The following is an 18558-nucleotide window of genomic DNA, read 5'->3' as shown; positions in this document are numbered from 1 at the left end:
TCAGAACACGCTCGACGTCAAGAAGCGGTAGCGCAGCTCCTGCTGATAACGCTGCCCGGGGCGCAGCACGCAGTCCGGCCACTCGGGGTGGTTGGGGCTGTCGGGTGAGAACTGGGGCTCCAGTGCCAGGCCGGCGTACTGGCCGTACTCGCCCACACGGGCCGGCGTGCCGGCCAGGTAGTTGCCGCTGTAGAACTGCAGGCCCGGCAGCTGTGTGTAGAGCTGCAGGCTGACGCGGCCATCGCCGGACTCCAGCTCGGCGGCCGGCTGCGAACCGTCGGCACACGACGCATCGAGCCAGTACGAGTGGTCGTAACCCCGGGTGAGCTGCTGTTGCTCGTCGCGCATGAGCGCCGCGTCCACGCGCTGCGGCTGGCGGAAGTCGAAGCCGGTACCGGCCACCGAGCGCCGCTCACCGGTGGGGATGCATCCGGCGTCCACCGGCAAGAACTCCTGCGCGGCGATGCGCAGCCGGTGTGCGCGGCAGTCGCCATCGGCGGCGTCGCCGTCGAGGTTGAAGTAGGCATGGCTGGTCAGGTTCACCGGGCACGGCGCCGTGACGGTGGCCTCGAAGCCGATGCGCACGCACAGGTCGTCGCCCAGCGAGTACTTCACGAACGTGGTCATCTGGCCGGGGAAGCCCTGGTCGCCTTCTTCGGAGACGAGCGACATCACCAGTTCGGCCGGCGTGTGCGATTCGAGCTGCCACACGCGGCGGTCGAAACCGACCGGGCCGCCGTGCAACTTGTTCTTGCCTTCGTTGGCCGTCAGCTGGTGAGCTTGGCCGTCGAGCACGAAGCGCGAGTTGCCGATGCGGTTGGCGTAGCGGCCGATGGTGGCGCCGAGGTAGGCCGTCTGGCGCTGGTAGTCGGCCAGACTCGCGCAGCCCAGCAGCACCTCGCGGCGCGAGCCGTCGGGCAGCGGCACGGAGCACGAGACCCAGGTCGCGCCGTGGTCCATGACCTGGATGCGCAGGCCGGCGGCGTTTTCGAGCGTGAAGAGGCGGGTGTCGGACGAGAGTGTCATGCGGGGTTCGATGTCTTGAGCAATTGCTCGATGGCTTGCAATTCTTCGCTGGAGAGCGCCGTGGCACCCGCCGCTTTCACGGCGTCCGTGATCTGCGCCTCGCGGCTGGCACCGATCAGCACCGAGCTCATGCCCTCGTGGCGCAGCACCCAGGTGAGCGCCATTTGAGCGAGGGTCTGCCCGCGTGCGAGCGCCAGTTGGTTGAGCCCGCGGATCGTGGCCAGTTTTTGCGGCGTGATGTCTTGCGGTTTGAGGAACAGACCCCGCGAGGCACGCGAATCGGCGGGCACGTCGCCACCGAGGTAACGGTCGCTGAGCAGGCCCTGCGCGAGCGGCGAGAACGCGATGCAGCCGATGCCTTCGTCGGCCAGCGTCTGCAGCAAGCCGCCTTCGACCCAGCGGTCGAGCATGCTGTAGCGCGGCTGGTGGATCAGGCAAGGCGTGCCCAGCTCGCGCAGCAGCTTGGCGGCCTGGCGCGTGAGCTCGGGCGGGTAGTTGGACACGCCCACGTACAGCGCGCGGCCGCTGCGCACGGCGTGGTCGAGCGCGGCCATCGTCTCTTCCAGCGGCGTGGCCGGGTCGGGGCGGTGGTGATAGAAGATGTCCACGTAGTCCAGCCCCATCCGCTTGAGGCTCTGGTCGAGGCTGGACAGCAGGTACTTGCGCGAGCCGCCATCGCCATAGGGGCCGGGCCCCATCACGTAGCCAGCCTTGCTGGAGATGATGAGCTCGTCGCGGTAGGGCGCCAGGTCGGTGCGCAGCAGTTCGCCGAAGGTCTGCTCGGCCGAGCCGGGTGGCGGGCCGTAGTTGTTGGCCAGGTCGAAGTGCGTGATGCCGTGGTCGAAGGCGCAGCGCACCAGCGCGCGGGCGGTCTCGAGGCGGTCGACGCCGCCGAAGTTGTGCCACAGGCCCAGCGACACCGCGGACAGCTTCAGGCCGCTGCGTCCGCAGCGGCGATAGGGTTGCGCCTCGTAGCGCGCATCGTGTGGCAGGTAGGCAGTCATGGGTCAGTCTCAGTGGGCGGGGCCGGCTCCGGCGCTGGCGCGGCAGACATACAGGTGGGCGGCCTCGTTTTCGGGCGAGCGGTAGTGTGCCTCGACAGCCGCCACGGCGCTCTGCAGTTTGCTCTCGGGCAGCAGCGCCACCACGCAGCCGCCGAAGCCGCCGCCGGTCATGCGCGCGCCGCCTTCGCTGCCGATGGCGGTCTGCAGAATCTCCACCAGGTGATCGATGGCCGGCACGGTGATTTCGAAGTCGTCGCGCATGGATGCATGCGACTGCGCCATCAACTTGCCCATGCCTTGCAAGTCGCCGCTCGTCAGCGCCTCGCAGGCATCGACAGTGCGTTGGTTTTCGGTGATCACGTGGCGCGCGCGGCGCAGCACGACGGCGTCTAGTTCATGCGCGCGGGTGTTGAGTTGATCCAGCGTCAGGTCGCGCAGCGCCTTCACACCGAAGTGGCGAGCCGCCGTCTCGCACTGGGTGCGCCGGATGTTGTATTCGCTGTCGACCAGGCCGCGGCGCACGCGCGAGTGTGCGATCAGCACCGCCACGCCGGCCGGCAGCGGCACGGAGCGGGCGTCGAGCGAGCGGCAGTCGATCAGCAGCGCGTGGTCTGCCTCGCCGCGCGCCGAGATGAGCTGGTCCATGATCCCGCAGTTGCAGCCGACGAAGCGGTTCTCCGCCTCCTGGCCGTTGAGCGCGATCTCGGTCGGCGTGATGTCCAGCGCGTAGGCCTGGCGAAAGAACTGGCCGAGCGCGACTTCGAGTGCGGCCGACGACGACAAGCCTGCGCCTTGCGGCACGTTGCCCGACGCCGCGAGGTCGGCGCCCCCGAATACCTGCCCGCGTGCGGCCAGGTGCTTGAGCACGCCGCGCACGTAGTTGGCCCAGCCGGCGTCTGCACGCGGCGTGATGGGCTGGTCGAGGTCGAATTCGTCGAGCGCGTTGCCGAGGTCAGCCGCGACCACGCGCACGCGGCGGTCCGCACGCCGGCTGCCGGCGACCACGGTGTGGAAGTCGATGGCGCAGGGCAGTACGTAGCCGTCGTTGTAGTCGGTGTGCTCGCCGATCAGGTTGACGCGCCCCGGAGCGCGCGCGGCGAGTTCAGGCGCGTGGCCGAAAGCGGTGGTGAAGGCTTGCTGCGCGCGCAGCAGCGGGGTGAGGTCGTTCGTCATGGGGCGGGCTGGGGTTCGAGGTAGTGGATGTCCGACACGGCGCGCAGGCGCTCGGCGGCTTGTTCGGGGGTTAGGTCGCGCTGGGCCTCGGCCAGCATTTCGAAGCCGACCATGAACTTGCGCACGCTGGCGGAGCGCAGCAGCGGTGGGTAGAAGTGCGCGTGCAGTTGCCAGCCGGGGTGGTCGGCATGGTCAAAGGGCGCGCCGTGCCAGCCCATCGAGTAGGGGAAGGAGCACTGGAAGAGGTTGTCGTAGCGGCTGGTCAGCTTCTTCAACGCGACGGCGAGGTCGACGCGGGCGGCGGCATCCAGATCGGGCAGGCGCTGCACCGCAAATTTGGGAAGCAGCAGCGTCTCGAACGGCCAGGCAGCCCAGAAGGGCACCACCGCAAGCCAGTGCGCCGTCTCGACGACGGTGCGCTCGCCATCCGCGGCTTCGCGCACCGCGTAGTCGGCCAGCAATGCGCGGCCGTGTTGCGCGAAGTAGGCGGCCTGGTGGGTGTCTTCGGCCGCAGCCAAGTCGGGCACGAAGTCTGTGGCCCAGAGCTGGCCGTGAGGGTGGGGGTTGGAGCAGCCCATCATCGCGCCCTTGTTCTCGAACACCTGCACCCAGCGCCATTGCTGGCCCAACTCGCGGCTTTGCGCGCACCAGGTGTCGACCACGGCCTCGATGGCCGGCAAGGGCAGCTCGGGCAGCGTCTTGCCGTGGTCTTCGGAGAAGCAGATGACGCGGCTGGTGCCGCGCGCGGCGTGGGTGGCGAAAAGAGGATCCGCTTCGGCGGGTGGCGACGGGGTGTCGGGCGCTAGGGCCGCGAAGTCGTTCGTGAAGACGTGGGGGCCGTGGTAATCGGGGTTGCGCTCGCCGCCAACACGCGGGTTGCCGGCGCACAGGTAGCAGCTGGGATCGTGCGCCACGCGTGGGCGGAGGTCGGGCTCGTCTTGCTGGCCTTGCCAGGGGCGCTTGGCGCGGTGCGGCGACACCAGCACCCATTGGCCGTTGAGGGCGTTGTGCCGGCGGTGGGGGTGGTCGTCTCGGTGGAAAGGGGTGTCAGTCGTCATGGGGATGCAGATGTTGCCAGTGCCAAGTGTCCTCGCACATTGGGTCCAGCGGGCGCAGCAGGGTCACGCGCGCCTTCGCTTGCTGTTGGCGGAGTTGTCGAATGTCACCGGCGTGAAGCCGGCCGCAGAATCCTCATGCCGGTTTCCCGGTGCTGGCGTCGACCCACCAGGCGGCCACGCCGGCGGGCGGGATCGTCGGGCCGCCGAGCACGAAGCGTGCGCCAGCCGGGGCTGGCACCGCCACCGGCTTGCTGCCGTAGTGGATGGCGAACTGCAACCGGCCGCGCCGGCGCAAGCGCAGGCCGCGCGGCAGCGGCTGCACCGCCAGCTCGGCCTCGGCGGCCAGGTGGGCCATCAGGTTGTCCAGGCCGTCGTCGTCGAGCCAGCCCGACAGGTAGCGGGTGTGGCCATGGCGTACCAGGGCCGGGGCGCCGTCGGCGTAGTGGGCTTCCACCTCGAGTGCGGGCGGTGCGTCCAGCAGGTCGCGCCAGCGGGTGACGGTGCCGCCAGTGGCCAGCGCGGGTGCGTCGCCCTTGGGCTGCAAGGCCAGCGAAACCCCCGGCCGCAGGCCTTCGACGCTGACCACACGCAGGCCCGGCAGCAGCGTTCGCAGCGCGCCGGGTGGCAGGCCGTCGGGAATGCGCACGTTGGCTGTCTTCGCGCCGCTGCGCGGGCCGAACAGCACACGGGCGCCGCTGCGCTGCAGGCGCTGCACCAGGTCGTCGCAGGTCTCGGCCAGCGTGGGCAACACCACCAGCGCATAGCCGCTGAAGTCGGCTGAGGCGGGCACGATGTCGATGTCCAGCCCGAGGCGGCGCAACGCGCTGTACCAGGCCAGCTGCAGGGCATGCACGTCGAAATCGGCGCTGTTGGGCAGGACGTCGGTGATCCATTTGCTGGCGTAGTCGACGACCAGGGCCACGCGGGCTTGCTGCGTGGCCTCGGTGGGCACGTCCACCAGCTCGCGGGCTACGGTGCCGGCCTCTTGGCCGCCGACGTCCACCTTGTTGTCGGGCGTGTTCAGGCCCGAGTGCATCTGCTCCTGCGCGTAGGGCACTTGCCGCCAGCGGAAATACGACACCAGTTCGGCGCCGTGGGCAAAGGCTTCCCAGGTCCAGGCGCGCACCATGCCCGGCAGGGGCAGCGCGTTCCACGACGCCCAGTTCACCGGGCCGGCCTGCTGCTCCATCACCCACCAGCGGCCCTTGCACAGGCCGCGGTAGAGGTCGTGGTGGAAGGCCGAGATGTCGGGGTGGCCGCTGCGCCGGTAGGTGAGCCGGTCCTCGTCGGGCAGATTGCGCTGGTTGTCGAGGAAGCCGAGCGGGTAGTTGTCCCAGGCGGCGACATCGAGGTCGCGGCCCATCTCGTGGTGCTCGAACTCGCCGAAGAAGCCCATGAAGTTGTGCAGCACGTCGCGGCCTGGCGCATGCGCGCGAAGGATGTCGACCTGCATGCGGTTGTAGCGCAGCACCTCGTGCGAGGTGAAGCGGCGGAAGGCCAGCAGGTGTGCCGGATTGGGCGGCGCCGGCGTGGCGATGGGCAGGCCGACGTCGTCGAAGCGTGCGTAGGCCATGCTCCAGAACACGTTGCCCCAGGCGCGGTTGAGGTGCTCGATGTCGTCGTACTGCGTGGCCAGCCATTGGCGAAAGCGCTGCAGCGCCGACGCCGAATACGAAACCGCCGTGTCGTGGCAGCCATATTCGTTGTCGGTCTGCCAGGCGATGACGGCGGGGTGCTGGCCGTAGCGCTGCGCCATGGCGGTGACCACGCGGCGGCTGGCTTCGAAGAAGGCTTCGCTCGAGAAGCAGTAGTGCCGGCGTGAGCCGAAGTTCTTGGTGCGGCCCTGTGCATCGACGGCCAGCACGTCTGGGTGCTGCTCGACGAGCCACTGCGGTGGCGCAGCCGTGGGCGTGCCCAGCACCAGCTCCAGGCCAGCACCGGCCAGCACCTCGATGGCGCGGTCGAGCCATTCCCATTGGAAGTCCCCGGGCCGCGGTTCAATGAGTCCCCAGGCGAACTCGGCGATGCGCACCGTCGACAAGCCCATGGCGGCCATGCGCTGCGCGTCCGTCGCCCACAGCGATTCGTCCCAGTGTTCGGGGTAATAGCAAACACCCAGCTTCATGCGCCGTGGCCTTTCGAGGTTTGTTGGTGGAGGCCCGTTTCCGCGTGGCGCGGGCGAGCTGTTTGGTCTTGATATGAGCAGAAAGATTAATCGCTTAACTCTGGCGGGTCAAGTTGTGAACTAGTCCTCAGCTCGAGCTCGGATTGCGGGTTTTCCCCTGTGGCGGCGCCGATTGCGTCTAGGGTTTACCCGCTTGATGAGCGTTGAGTTGGCTCCAGACAATCACGCCATAGATTAAGCGATTAACCTCGATAGAGTCAGCTGTCACCGAGACTCACCCTTCTCTGATTCCTGTCCATGACCTTGCCTGCCTCGCCACTGCCGATCACCTTGACGCTGCCTCTGGCCGCGGCGCGCGCCGAAGAGTCTTACCTGCGCCTGGGCGACTTCCAGCCGGCCCAGCACCGCCTGAACGTGAACAGCCGCTGGATCGAGCGCGATGGCCGGCCCTGGGTGCCAGTGATGGGCGAGTTCCATTACTCGCGCTTCCCCGAGGCCGAATGGGAAGTCGAGCTGCGCAAGATGGCGGCGGGCGGTGTCGACATCGTCGCCAGCTATGTGTTCTGGAACCACCACGAAGAGATCGAAGGCCGATTCGACTGGGAGGGTCGCCGCAGCTTGCGACGTTTCGTCGCGCTGGTGCAGCAAGTCGGCATGTGCTTCTACCTGCGCCCGGGCCCGTGGGTGCATGCCGAGGCGCGGCTGGGCGGCTTCCCCGACTGGCTGCCTGCGGGCGGCCCGGTGCGCTGCAACGATGCGCGCTACCTGCAGCACGTGCGGCGCTTCTACGGCGAAATCGGTGCCCAGCTGCAAGGCCTGATGTGGTGCGACGGCGGCCCGGTGATCGGCGTGCAGCTCGAGAATGAGTACGACCAGATCGGTTCGGGTCGCGGAGCAGAGCACATCACTCGTCTGAAGCAGCTGGCCATCGAAGCCGGCCTCACGGTGCCGCTCTACACCGTCACCGGCTGGCCCACGCTGGACATCCCGGCGCGCGAGGTGATCCCCGTGTCAGGCGCCTATGCCGACGGCTTCTGGAGCGGCGCTGCCGGTCCGCTGCCGGCTTCGGGCGTGTTCCTCTTCGACACCAGCCGCGCCATCGGCGAGATGGGCAATGTGGGCGGCACGCCCGCCACCGAGCAGATCGACAAGGTGCACTACCCCTTCTTCCTGGCCGAGGCGGGCGGCGGCATGCACGTCTCGTATCACCGCCGGCCGGTGGTCAGCACCGACGACGTGGCCGCCACCGCGCTGGTGCAGATTGGTTCGGGCGCCAACCTCTACGGCTACTACATGTACCACGGCGGCGCGAACCCGCAGGCGCTGGTGGCCGGCGCCACGCTGAACGAAACGCAGGCGAGCGGCTACCCCAATGACGTGCCGCAGATCGGCTACGACTTCCGCGCGCCGCTCGGTCAGTACGGGCAGCAGCGCGAGTCCTATGGGCGGCTGCGTTGCCTGCATCAGTTTCTGGCGGCATTCGGTGCCGAGCTGGCGCCTATGGAAGCCGTGCTGCGCAGCGACCCACCGAGTGGCCCGGGCGATGCGAGCCGGTTGCGCGTTTCAGCGCGAGGTGACGGCACGCAGGCGTTCCTGTTCGTCAACAACCACGTCCGCCACCATCCTCTGCCAGCCTTCGACGGCGTGCAGTTCCGTCTCGAAACCGGCGCCGGTGTTGCAGCCGTGCCGCATCAGCCGGTTATGGTGCCCACCAGTGCGCATTTCATCTGGCCGGTCGGCCTGCGCGTGGGTGCGGCTCGCTTGCACCACGCCACGGTGCAGCCGCTCACGCGCTGGAAAGAAGGCGAGCGCGAGGTGCTGATCGTCTTCGCCCATCCGGGCATCGCGCCAACCCTGTGCTTCGACGCCGCCGGCGTGCGCGCCATCGACGCACCAGCGGGACAACTCACGACGCTCGACGACGGCCGCCTGCTGCTGAGCCCGCCGCTCGGTGACGCGCCACTCGTGTTCGCGCTGACCGACGCGCGCGGCGTCGAGCACCGCATCGTGCTGCTGTCGCGTGCCATGGCCGAACAGGCACTCCACACCCGCGTGAACGGCCGCGAGCGCTTGCTGATCAGCACGTACCTGCGCTACGTGCAAGACGATGAACTCGTGCTGTCGGTACCGCACGATGCGGCATCTGCCCAGGTGCAGGTCTTCCCATGCGACGACCTCGCAGGCGGCGCAAGCAGATTCATGAGCATCGACGCCGGCCTTACCAGCATTTCGTTCCCCAGCATCGCCACCGAGCAGCTGCGCGAAAGCGCCCAGGTGCCCGTGCCGCAGATGGGGCCGCACATCGCCTGGCGCCAGCGCGCCGTGCCGATGGCGCCGGCCGATGCGTTCTACGACACCGCGACCCGCGTGCGCCTGGCCGTGCCGGCCGAGGTGCCGTGCAACCAGGGGCGTGTGCTGCTGGCCATCGACTACGTTGGCGATGCGGCACGCCTGTATGCCGATGGCGTGCTGGTTGACGACCATTTCTACGACGGCGAAACCTGGTGGGTGGGAATCGATCGGTTCGCACGCGAGGGCCGCTGGCCCCAGCTCGAAGTGGCGATACTCGCCGCCGACCCCGAGGCACCGATCTTCCTGGAAGAGGCTGCACGGTTGCGCCTGCGCGAGGCGCCCAACCGCGCGTGCCTGACGGGCGTGGGTTTGCAGTGGTGGCGCAGCCGGCGCATCGCGTTGACGCCCTTGGCGCATTGAGACGAGAAGACCTCTTATGGCTGGCGTAACCCTGAAGAACATCTACAAGACCTACGAAGGTTTTGTCGAAGTGATCCGCGATGTGTCGCTCGAGATCGCCGACGGCGAGTTCTGCGTCTTTGTCGGGCCGAGCGGCTGCGGCAAGTCCACGCTGCTGCGCATGATCGCCGGGCTGGAAGACATCTCGCGCGGCGACATGCACATCGGCGGCCAGCGCGTCAACGAACTGGCGCCATCGGAGCGCAACGTCGCGATGGTGTTCCAGAACTACGCGCTCTATCCGCACATGAGCGTGTCGCAGAACATCTCGTTCGGCCTGCGCCTGAGCGGCGTGCCCAAAGCCGACATTCACAGCCGCGTGCAACAGATCGCCAAGGTGCTAGAGATCGAGCATCTGCTCGAACGCAAGCCCAAGGCCTTGTCGGGCGGACAGCGGCAGCGCGTGGCGATCGGGCGTGCGCTGGTGCGCGACCCGGGCGTCTTCCTGTTCGACGAACCGCTGTCGAACCTGGACGCCGCGCTGCGCACGCAAACGCGCGTGGAGATTGCGCGCCTGCACCGCGAATACGGCCGCGCCAGCACCATCTACGTGACGCACGACCAGGTCGAGGCGATGACGCTCGCCGACAAGATCGTGCTGCTGCACACCGGCACCGACGTGGCCCACCACGGCAGCGTGGCGCAGGTCGGCACGCCCATGGACTTGTACGCCAACCCGTGCAACCTCTTCGTTGCCGGCTTCATCGGCTCGCCCAAGATGAACCTGCTGCCGGTGCAAATCGATGCCCTGCGCGACGACGGCGTGCAGCTTCGCCTGCGCGACGGCAGCACCGTGCTCGCCGCGGTGCATCCCGGCGTCGGCCCGATCGGCTCGCCCGCGACCCTGGGCGTGCGCAGCGAGCACCTCAGCCTCGCGTCCGGCCCCGGCGAGAACACCTTGGCCTGCCGCATCCAGTGGGTCGAACAGCTGGGCGACACGACCTTTGCCTACCTCGAGACGGCAGGTGCGCAGACGCTGGTGCTGCGCCTGCCCGGCGAAAGCGCGGTCAGCGTGGGCGACGCCATCCACGTGCGGGTGTCGCCGTCGCGCGCCCATGTGTTCGACGAGCACGGCACCGCCTTGGCGAAATTGAGTTGAACGGCAGCGCAGAGGCTGCCACCGCGTGCCGTCCGCGTGTTGACGGCGTGAGCGATCAAGGAGACAAGACATGACACATACAAGCGCACAGCGCACGAGCAAACGCAGCAGCTTGCGCCGGTTGACCGCCATTGCCGCGGCGCTGGCCACCACGTGCCTGTTGCCGGTCGCTCATGCGGCCGAGAAAGGCAACCTGCTGATCTGGATCAACGGCGACAAGGGCTACGAAGGCATCGCCAAGATCGCCGAGAAGTTCACCAAGGACACGGGCGTTGCCGTCACCGTCGAGCACCCGGAGAACGCCATCGCCAAGTTCGAGCAGGCAGCCGCCGCCGGCAAGGGCCCGGACATCTGGATCTGGCCGCACGACCGCGCCGGTAGCTGGATCACCGCCGGCCTGATCACACCGGTCACGCCGTCGAAGAAGACCGTCGATGCGATCGACCCGCTGGCCTGGAAGGCCTGGAACATCGCCGGCAAGACCTGGGGCTACCCCTTGTCGATCGAAGCCGTCGCGCTGATCTACAACAAGGACATCGTGCCCACGCCGCCGGGTTCATGGGACGAGGTGATCGCCCTCGACAAGAAGCTGGCGGCGCAGAACAAGCGCGCCATCATGTGGCCGATGACCGAGATCTACTACTCCTACGGCCTCATCTCGGCAGGCGGCGGCTACGCCTTCAAGCGCAACGCCGACGGCACCTACGACCCGAAAGATACCGGCGTGAACAACCCCGGCTCGGTGCGTGGCGTCGAGACGCTGATGCAGCTGGTCAAGGCCGGCGTGATGCCCAAGACCGCCACTTACGCCGAGGCCGAGGCAGGCGTCAACGAAGGCCGCCTCGCGATGATGATCAACGGCCCGTGGAGCTGGAACAACCTCAAGAAGAGCAAGATCAATTTCGGCGTCGCACCGTATCCGAAGGTCGACGGCAAGCAGGGCGGCTCCTTCGTTGGCGTGCTGGGCGCGATGCTGAGCACCGCCAGCCCCAACAAGGAGCTGGCCAATGAGTTCATGGAGAACTACCTGCTCTCGATGGATGGCCTGAAGGCGATGAATGCGCACGTGCCGCTGGGCGTGCCGGCCAACAAGTCGTACTACAACGAGCTCAAGGCCGACCCGTTGATCGCCGGCACCATGGCCGCCGCGCAGGCAGGCACTCCGATGCCCAACAACCCCGAGATGACGCGCTTCTGGTCGGGCATGCAGGCCGCGCTGCAAAACATCACGCAAGGGCGCGAAACGGTAAAAGACGGCCTCGACCGTGCAGCCAAGCGCATCAAGGGCGGTGAGTGATGGCGGCCCCCCAGTCGCTTCGCTCCTGCCCCCGAGGGGCGTCGTCCGGCTTGGGGCGGCCCGGCGCCGGACAGGGCCAATCTGTTCTCTGATCGCCAGCAGACGAAAGTAGAAGAACGATGAAACGAGGAGGGATGCACGTCGCGCTGGCTGTGCTCGGCGCCCTGGCGCTGCTTGCGGGCTTGGCGCTGGTCGTGGTGATGTACGCCGCGCGCCAGCACGTGGCCGCCGTGCTGACGCTGGCGGTGCTGGGGGTGGCCGTGCTGATCTACGTCAGCCCGCGCTTCTATGCGTGGCGCTACGTGGTGCCTGGCGTTCTGGCCGCCCTCGTCTTCATCGTGCTGCCGATGGCCTACACGCTGGCCATCGGTTTCACCAACTACAGCTCCAGCCACCTGCTGCCGCAGGAGCGCGCGACGGCTGTGCTGCTCAGCCGCACTCTTGCCGGTGGCGCGGGCATGGACTTCCGCCTGCTGGCTGCCGATGCCGGCCGGCACCGCGTAGCGTTGACTGCCGAAGACGGCAAACGATTCGTGTCCGAGCCGGTGAAGCTTGGGCCGCAGCAGCGCGTGCCGCTGGCCGAGACAAGCACCGACACCGACGCCAACGCGCTTCCGTTGAAAGACGTGATCGCACAGCAAGCCGCGCTCAAGCTGGTGACCGCTGTGCTGCCCGATGGCACCGAGCTGCAGCTCAGCAGCCTGCGGCGTTTCGCCGCCAGTCGCCCGGCCTTCACGCGCAATGCCGACGGCAGCCTCACCGACACCAGCGACGGTGCTCACCTCACCGCCAACCGCGCCACCGGCTACTGGGAGAGACCCGACGGCACGCCGGTGGAGCCGGGCTTTCGCACCTCGGTTGGCTGGGAAAACTACGTTCGCATCTTCACCGACCACCGCTTTCTCAACCCCTTCGTGCGTGTGTTCGCATGGACGGTCAGCTTCGCCGGCCTGAACACTCTGTTCACCTTTGCGCTGGGCCTCTTCCTGGCCGTGGCGCTGAACTGGGACGCGCTGCGCTACCGCAACTTCTACCGCGTGATGCTGTTCCTGCCCTACGCGGTGCCGGCCTTCATTTCGATCCCGGTGTTTCGCGGGCTGTTCAACGAGAACCTGGGTGAGATCAACCTCATCCTCGACCAGCTCTTCGGCATCCGCCCGAGCTGGTTCTCTGACGCCACGCTCGCGCGCAGCATGGTGCTCATCGTCAACACCTGGCTCGGCTACCCGTACATGATGATTCTGGCCATGGGCCTCATTAAGGCCATTCCGGGCGAGCTGTACGAAGCCTCGGCGCTGGCGGGAGCAGGGCCGTTCACGAACTTCTTCCGCATCACGCTGCCGCTGATCGCGCGGCCGATCGCGCCGCTGCTGATTGCCTCGTTCGCAGCCAACTTCAACAACCTCACGCTGATCGCGCTGCTCACCGCCGGCGAGCCGGACTACCTCGACACCGAGGTTCCGGTGGGTGCCACCGACCTGCTCGCGTCGTACACCTACCGCATCGCCTTCCAGGATTCAGGGCAGAACTACGCGCTCGCCTGCGCCATCTCGTCGATCGTGTTCCTGATCGTCGCCACGCTGGCGGTCATCAACTTGCGGCTGTTCAAGGTCGGCCAGGAAGCGAGGTAAGCGACATGGCCATCGTCCTCAAGAAAACCCACCGCTGGCGCGTGCTCTGCGTGCACGTGGCGCTGATCACCTTCATCACGCTGACGGTGCTGCCGTTCCTGATGATCCTCTCGATCTCGCTGCGCCCGGGCAACTTTGCCGGCGGCCACCTGATCCCCAGCCACATCAGCTTTGAGCACTGGAAGCTCGCGCTCGGCATCTCGTATGTCGATGTGGATGGGCAGCTGGTCAAGCCGCCATTCCCGGTACTGCAGTGGATCTGGAACTCGCTGAAGGTGGCGTTCATCTCGGCGACGGTGGCACTGCTGCTTTCGATCACCAGCGCCTACGCTTTTGCGCGCATGCGCTTTCGCGGCCGCACCGCCTTGCTCAACGGTTTGCTGCTGCTGCAGATGTTCCCGTCGGTGCTCGCGCTGGTGGCCATCTATGCCCTGTTCGACCGCATCGGCGAACTCGTGCCCTGGCTGGGCCTGAACAGCCACTGGAGCCTGGCGCTCGCCTACACCGGCGGCGTGGCGCAGCACATCTGGCTCATCAAGGGCTACTACGACAGCGTGCCGCGCGAGCTCGAAGAAGCCGCCGCCGTCGATGGGGCCACGCCGTTCCAGGCCTTCATCTACGTGCTGCTGCCGATGGCGGTGCCGATCCTGGTGGTGGTGTTCGTGCTCGCCTTCCTGGCCGGAATGATCGAGTACCCCGTCGCCTCGGTGCTGATGCACGACGAAGCCAACCTCACGCTGGCCATCGGCTCGCGCCTGTTCCTGTTCAACCAGCGCTACCTGTGGGGTGACTTCGCCGCCACCGCCATCCTTGCCGGCCTGCCGCTGACGCTGCTGTTCCTCGTGACCCAGCGCTGGCTGGTGTCCGGGCTTACCTCCGGCGCTGTCAAAGGCTGAACCCTGAACGCCATGCAACGCCCGCTCGCACCCCATCACCCAAGAAGTTAAGCGCTTCACCCCCTGGAAGGACGACACCTTCCATTTCAACGACCCGGCAGAGGACCTGCCACCAAGGAGACTGACGAATGAAGAAGCTTCCCCCCGTTTCGATCCGCGCCTGCGCGGGCGCAGCAGCGCTGCTCTTGGGCAGCGCTGCCCACGCGCAGTTCAGCACCGACGGCTACTTCCGTTCCGGCACCGGTGCTGGCACCAAGGACAACTCGGTGCAGTGCTTCGCCCTCAGCGGCGACGGTCTCAAGTACCGCCTCGGCAATGAATGCGACACCTACGTCGAAGTCAACCTGAAGAACACCTTCAAAGTCGGTGACCTGCAGTTCAGCGGCAACATCATGCCGGTGTACGCAGGCGGCGGCACGAGCGCCAGCGACGCCGGTCTCGGCCAGGCCTTCATCGAAGGCAACGGCTTCGACTTCGCACCCAAGGTCAACTTCTGGGCCGGCAAGCGCTACTACGGCCGCTCGGAAATCCACATCACCGACACCAAGTACACCCAGCTCGACGGCACCGGTGCTGGTGCGGACAACATCGAGGCGCTGGGCGGCAAGTTCGGCGTGGCGTACTTCCGCCGCGACACGGCCACGAACGGCGCCACCCCGCCCGCGGACACCGGTTGGGGCACCGCCTCGCGGGTCAACCTCGAATACAGCACCAACAACGTCAACCCCGGTGGCTGGCTGCGTTTGCTGGCCGGCTTCGTCAACAGCGAAGAGACCTATGTCGACGGCACGGGCAACACGGTCAAGGGCCGCAAGGGCGCATCCCTCACGATCCAGCACTACCAGCACAACCTGTTCGAGCTCGGTGGCGGCAACACGATCTGGCTGCAGTACGCGCAAGGTTCGTCGGGCCTGAACGGCGGCTTCGCCAAGGCCTTCAACAACCCGGGCACCGATGGCAACGACTGGGTGCCTGACCAGACTGGCAACAACTGGCTGGAAGACCACAGCACGGCCAAGAGCTACCGCATTGCCGACACCTTCACCTGGCAGGTCGGCGCGTTCGGCGGCCAGGTTCTGGCGCACCTGCAGGAGAGCGACAACGTGCACCCCACGTCGCCGTTCAAGACGCGCGGCACGACCGTCGGTGGGCGCATGGCGTACTCGTTCACGACCAACTTCAAGCTGGTCGGCGAAGCCGGCGTGTCGACCAAGAAGGTTGGCGACAACGACACCCAGCGTCTGGCCAAGTTCACGATCGCCCCGACCCTGGCCACCGGCACGGGCTTCTCCGACCGCCCCGAACTGCGCCTGTTCTACACGCGTGCGAAATGGAACGACGCGGCAGCGGCCGGCGGCAACGGCCTGCCCACCGACAAGACCAGCGGCAACCGCTACGGCGTGCAAGCCGAAATCTGGTGGTAAGCCGGGTGCGGATGGTTCGATAGGCAGAGCGTTTCTCAGGGGTTCGGCGGGCGCTGCCCAGCGCCCGCCTTTTTTGCCGACACGGCGCAGGAACACAGTCATGCGGATCTTCGCAAGCAGGGTGGCGGCCATCGCCGTGGGTTGGAGCATGGCGGTGGCTGCGCTGGCGGCACCGGCAGCGGTCACCGTGCAGCCCGTGAAGGACTTGCGCGCCGACTTCATCATGGGCGCCGACGTGTCCATGCTCGACCAGCTCGAGCGCAACGGCGGCAAGTTCTCCGACCAGAACGGCGAGCGCAAGGATGCGCTGCAGATCCTGCGCGAGAACGGCGTCAACTGGATTCGCCTGCGCCTGTGGCACACGCCGGTCAACGACAGCGACGTGATCGCGAACGGCCGCACGCTGTCGCGCCGCGGTGAGCCCAAGGGCGGCGGCAACAACGACCTCGAAACGACCATTCGCCTGGCCAAGCGCGCCAAGGCACAGGGCTTGAAGTACCTGCTCGACATCCACTACAGCGACTTCTGGGCCGACCCGGAGAAGCAGGACAAGCCGGCCGCGTGGCGCAAGCTCAAGGGCGCCGAGCTCGAGCAGGAGGTGCACCGCTACACCGCACAGGTGCTGGCCGCGCTGCGCAACGCAGACGCCTTCCCGGACATGGTCCAGGTCGGCAATGAACTCAATGGCGGCATGCTCTGGCCCGACGGCAAGACTTGGCAGGCCAGCGCGAGCGAGAAGATCGGCGGCGACGCCGGCTTCGTGGCGCTCATCAGCCAAGGCATTCGCGCCGTGCGCGAGGCCGACCCGAAACGCGGCACCAGCGAGCGCGTGAAAGTGGCCGTGCACCTGGCCAACGGCGGCGACAACAAGCTGTACCGCCGCGTGTTCGACCTGTTCACGCAACAAGGCGTGGACTACGACGTGATCGGCCTGTCGTTCTACCCGTACTACCACGGCACGATCGACGACCTGCGCAGCAACATCGACGAGATTTCATCGCGCTACGGCAAAGAAGTGGCCGTGCTCGAAACCGCCTACGCCTACACCACGGCCGATGGCGACAGCTGGCCCAACCTCTTCAATGCCGAGATGCAGAAGAGTGGTGGCTACAAGGCCACCCTGCAGGGCCAGACCAGTCTCGTGCGCGACGTGATCGACGCCGTCGCCCAGGTGCCCGGCGGCCGCGGCCTCGGCGTCTTCTACTGGGAGCCCGACTGGATTCCCGCGCCGCGCAGCGGCTGGCGCACCGGCGAGGGCAACGGCTGGGACAACCAGGCCATGTTCGACACCAAGGGCCAGGCGCTGGCGTCGCTCGCGGTGTTCAAGCGCGTGCGCGAAGCCGGCACGCCGCAAGACGTGCCGCAGATCCTCGCCCGCGAGCCGATGAAGCTCAACGCCTTCGTGGGCGAACTGTGGGCCCCGCCCGAGATGGTCACGCTGCCCTTCAGCGACGACGCGCAGCGGCCCGTGTTCGTGCAGTGGGAAGACGTTCCGGCCGACAAGCTCGCCACGCCCGGGCACTTCTCGCTGTTCGGCGAAGCGGTGGGCCGTTCGGTCACGCTGGTGGCCGAGGTCGACGTCACGCCACGACGCAACCTCATCGATGACTCGAGCTTCGAGAAGGGCACGCTCGAGGGCTGGACGGTGGTGGGCGAGGCCGGCGTGCTGAGCAACGAACGCAACCCCGGCAACGCGCACACCGGGCTGCACTCTTTGCATTACTGGCGCGGCGAGTCCTTCAAGGTGGAGCTGCTGCGCAAGTTCAGCGGCATCAAGGACGGCCGCTACTCGCTCAAGGCCTGGGCGGCCGGCAGCGGCGGCGAGAAATCGCTCCAGCTGTTCGCACGCGACTGCGGTGACGGCGCGCCGAAGACCGCCGCCATGGGCAACACCGGCTGGCAGAAGTGGAAGCAGTACGTGGTCTCGGGCATCCAGGTCAGCGGCGGCAATTGCACCGTCGGCGTGGCCATCGACGGCGTGACTGGCAACTGGGGCAACGTCGACGACATCGAGTTCCTGCGCGAAGACGGCGCTCCGGCGCGCTGAGAAGCAGAAGCCCACAACACTTTTCCTGGAGGCCTTCATGCCCACGTCTTTCTCAACGCGGCGCGTCGCCGCCATCGCGCTGTTGTTCGCAGCGAGCCTGTTCGCCGGCCTGGCGCAAGCCAAGGTCAAGGTGCGCCAGGTGGGCACCGAGGTCGAGGTGGAGTTTCAGTACCGCGGCGGCGCAGGCGGCGCAGTGGTGGCCGGCAACTTCAACGATTGGTCGGTCGCGTCGGCGCCTATGACACGCAATGCCGAGGGCCTGTGGATCTACGTGCTGCGCGGCGTGAAGCCGACCGACGTGCTGCAGTACAAGTTCGTCGTCGGCACCAGCCGGCAGTGGGTGATGGACCCCGAAGCACCCGACGTCGTCACCGACGGCAAGGGTGGCCAGAACGGCCTGGTGGCGGTGCGCCTGTTCCTGCGCCCGGTGGGTGCGGAAGAGATCCCCGGCGACATCGAGAAGCCCGACGCCGACCGCCCCAGCGTGGCGGTGTCGAGTGCGGCCGACGTGCCCGCCACGGTCGTGCAAGGCCAGCCCGAAGGCGGCAAGAACCTGCTGGCCAACCCGGGCTTTGAGACCGGCAGTCTGGACGGCTGGGTCTGGCGTGGCGACGCCACTGCCTCCGGCGTGGAAGACAAGGCCGAGAACGCGCACGGCGGCGCGTTCTCGATCAAGTACTGGCTCGACAAGCCCTTCAAGGTGCTGCTGCTCAAGCGATTCACCGGCCTGAAGAACGGCACCTATGCCTTCAAGGGTTGGATGGCCGGCAGCGGCGGCGAGCCCACGGTCAAGCTGTTTGCGCGCGACTGCGGCGGCGCCACGGTGTCCACCACCGTGGTCAACAGCGGCTGGAAGCGCTGGAAGCAGTACGCGGTGCGCGGAATCCGAGTGACGCAGGGCAGCTGCACGCTCGGGCTGTACGTCGACGGACAGGCAGGCCAGTGGGGCAACCTCGACGACATCGAATTCTACGAAGACGCGACCTTCACGCGCATCACCGCGGAGCCGGTGCGCTGAGCGCCATTA

The 18558-nt window shown here is 67.4% G+C and carries 13 protein-coding genes; 8 read left to right on the top strand and 5 right to left on the bottom strand.

The features are described from left to right. From galM to AC1DYS_RS00540, 5 genes are all read right to left on the bottom strand, one after another. A complete protein-coding gene (gene galM, locus AC1DYS_RS00560) occupies window positions 1–1026 on the bottom strand; it encodes a galactose-1-epimerase (protein ID WP_477895014.1) in 1026 nt (341 codons plus the stop codon). Then, window positions 1023–2030 carry an aldo/keto reductase gene (locus AC1DYS_RS00555; RefSeq protein WP_477895013.1) on the bottom strand — a complete coding sequence of 336 codons (1008 nt, stop codon included), beginning with the start codon at window positions 2028–2030 and terminating at the stop codon, window positions 1023–1025. The genes galM and AC1DYS_RS00555 overlap by 4 nt, the downstream gene beginning before the upstream one ends. Before the next feature lie 9 nt (window positions 2031–2039). Then, the gene (galK, locus tag AC1DYS_RS00550; protein WP_477895012.1) at window positions 2040–3203 is read right to left on the bottom strand and encodes a galactokinase; all 1164 of its coding nucleotides are present in this window, start codon (window positions 3201–3203) and stop codon (window positions 2040–2042) included. Continuing rightward, window positions 3200–4261: a UDP-glucose--hexose-1-phosphate uridylyltransferase gene (locus AC1DYS_RS00545; RefSeq protein WP_477895011.1), complete on the bottom strand. Its 1062-nt coding sequence runs from the start codon at window positions 4259–4261 to the stop codon at window positions 3200–3202. The genes galK and AC1DYS_RS00545 overlap by 4 nt, the downstream gene beginning before the upstream one ends. A 133-nt stretch (window positions 4262–4394) precedes the next feature. Next, entirely contained in the window at window positions 4395–6386 is a 1992-nt protein-coding gene (locus AC1DYS_RS00540; RefSeq protein ID WP_477895010.1) for a beta-galactosidase, read from the bottom strand. 297 nt (window positions 6387–6683) lie between these two features. Between AC1DYS_RS00540 and AC1DYS_RS00535 the strand changes: the two genes are divergently transcribed. The 8 genes from AC1DYS_RS00535 to AC1DYS_RS00500 all read left to right on the top strand — a co-directional run bounded on the left by AC1DYS_RS00535 (window position 6684) and on the right by AC1DYS_RS00500 (window position 18549). Further along, entirely contained in the window at window positions 6684–9098 is a 2415-nt protein-coding gene (locus tag AC1DYS_RS00535; RefSeq protein WP_477895009.1) for a beta-galactosidase, read from the top strand. 16 nt (window positions 9099–9114) lie between these two features. Further along, entirely contained in the window at window positions 9115–10236 is a 1122-nt protein-coding gene (locus AC1DYS_RS00530; protein WP_477895008.1) for an ABC transporter ATP-binding protein, read from the top strand. Window positions 10237–10306: 70 nt separating this feature from the next. Next, complete coding sequence (gene malE, locus AC1DYS_RS00525; protein WP_477895007.1) at window positions 10307–11533, top strand: maltose/maltodextrin ABC transporter substrate-binding protein MalE; 1227 nt, start codon at window positions 10307–10309, stop codon at window positions 11531–11533. A gap of 134 nt (window positions 11534–11667) precedes the next feature. Next, entirely contained in the window at window positions 11668–13164 is a 1497-nt protein-coding gene (gene malF, locus AC1DYS_RS00520) for a maltose ABC transporter permease MalF (protein WP_477895006.1), read from the top strand. A gap of 5 nt (window positions 13165–13169) precedes the next feature. After that, window positions 13170–14060: a maltose ABC transporter permease MalG gene (gene malG / locus AC1DYS_RS00515; RefSeq protein ID WP_477895004.1), complete on the top strand. Its 891-nt coding sequence runs from the start codon at window positions 13170–13172 to the stop codon at window positions 14058–14060. A gap of 128 nt (window positions 14061–14188) precedes the next feature. After that, window positions 14189–15484: a carbohydrate porin gene (locus tag AC1DYS_RS00510; protein WP_477895002.1), complete on the top strand. Its 1296-nt coding sequence runs from the start codon at window positions 14189–14191 to the stop codon at window positions 15482–15484. 100 nt (window positions 15485–15584) lie between these two features. Further along, window positions 15585–17531, top strand: coding sequence for a glycosyl hydrolase 53 family protein (locus tag AC1DYS_RS00505; protein ID WP_477895000.1), 1947 nt, complete (start codon window positions 15585–15587; stop codon window positions 17529–17531). A gap of 37 nt (window positions 17532–17568) precedes the next feature. After that, on the top strand, window positions 17569–18549 hold the full coding sequence (locus AC1DYS_RS00500) for a hypothetical protein (RefSeq protein ID WP_477894998.1): 981 nt from the start codon (window positions 17569–17571) through the stop codon (window positions 18547–18549). The last annotated feature ends 9 nt before the right edge of the window (window positions 18550–18558 follow it).

This window comes from Rhizobacter sp. P2_G4 (assembly GCF_056403575.1).
This window is presented reverse-complemented; position numbering and strand designations above follow the sequence as displayed.

Bases quoted from the DNA above. Each gene is read 5' to 3' on its own strand.
- malG (WP_477895004.1), top strand. From the start codon at position 13,170: ATGGCCATCGTCCTCAAGAAAACCCACCGCTGGCGCGTGCTCTGCGTG.
- AC1DYS_RS00535 (WP_477895009.1), top strand. From the start codon at position 6,684: ATGACCTTGCCTGCCTCGCCACTGCCGATCACCTTGACGCTGCCTCTG.
- galM (WP_477895014.1), bottom strand. From the start codon at position 1,026: ATGACACTCTCGTCCGACACCCGCCTCTTCACGCTCGAAAACGCCGCC.
- AC1DYS_RS00530 (WP_477895008.1), top strand. From the start codon at position 9,115: ATGGCTGGCGTAACCCTGAAGAACATCTACAAGACCTACGAAGGTTTT.
- AC1DYS_RS00500 (WP_477894998.1), top strand. From the start codon at position 17,569: ATGCCCACGTCTTTCTCAACGCGGCGCGTCGCCGCCATCGCGCTGTTG.
- malE (WP_477895007.1), top strand. From the start codon at position 10,307: ATGACACATACAAGCGCACAGCGCACGAGCAAACGCAGCAGCTTGCGC.
- AC1DYS_RS00505 (WP_477895000.1), top strand. From the start codon at position 15,585: ATGCGGATCTTCGCAAGCAGGGTGGCGGCCATCGCCGTGGGTTGGAGC.
- AC1DYS_RS00540 (WP_477895010.1), bottom strand. From the start codon at position 6,386: ATGAAGCTGGGTGTTTGCTATTACCCCGAACACTGGGACGAATCGCTG.
- galK (WP_477895012.1), bottom strand. From the start codon at position 3,203: ATGACGAACGACCTCACCCCGCTGCTGCGCGCGCAGCAAGCCTTCACC.
- malF (WP_477895006.1), top strand. From the start codon at position 11,668: ATGCACGTCGCGCTGGCTGTGCTCGGCGCCCTGGCGCTGCTTGCGGGC.
- AC1DYS_RS00545 (WP_477895011.1), bottom strand. From the start codon at position 4,261: ATGACGACTGACACCCCTTTCCACCGAGACGACCACCCCCACCGCCGG.
- AC1DYS_RS00510 (WP_477895002.1), top strand. From the start codon at position 14,189: ATGAAGAAGCTTCCCCCCGTTTCGATCCGCGCCTGCGCGGGCGCAGCA.
- AC1DYS_RS00555 (WP_477895013.1), bottom strand. From the start codon at position 2,030: ATGACTGCCTACCTGCCACACGATGCGCGCTACGAGGCGCAACCCTAT.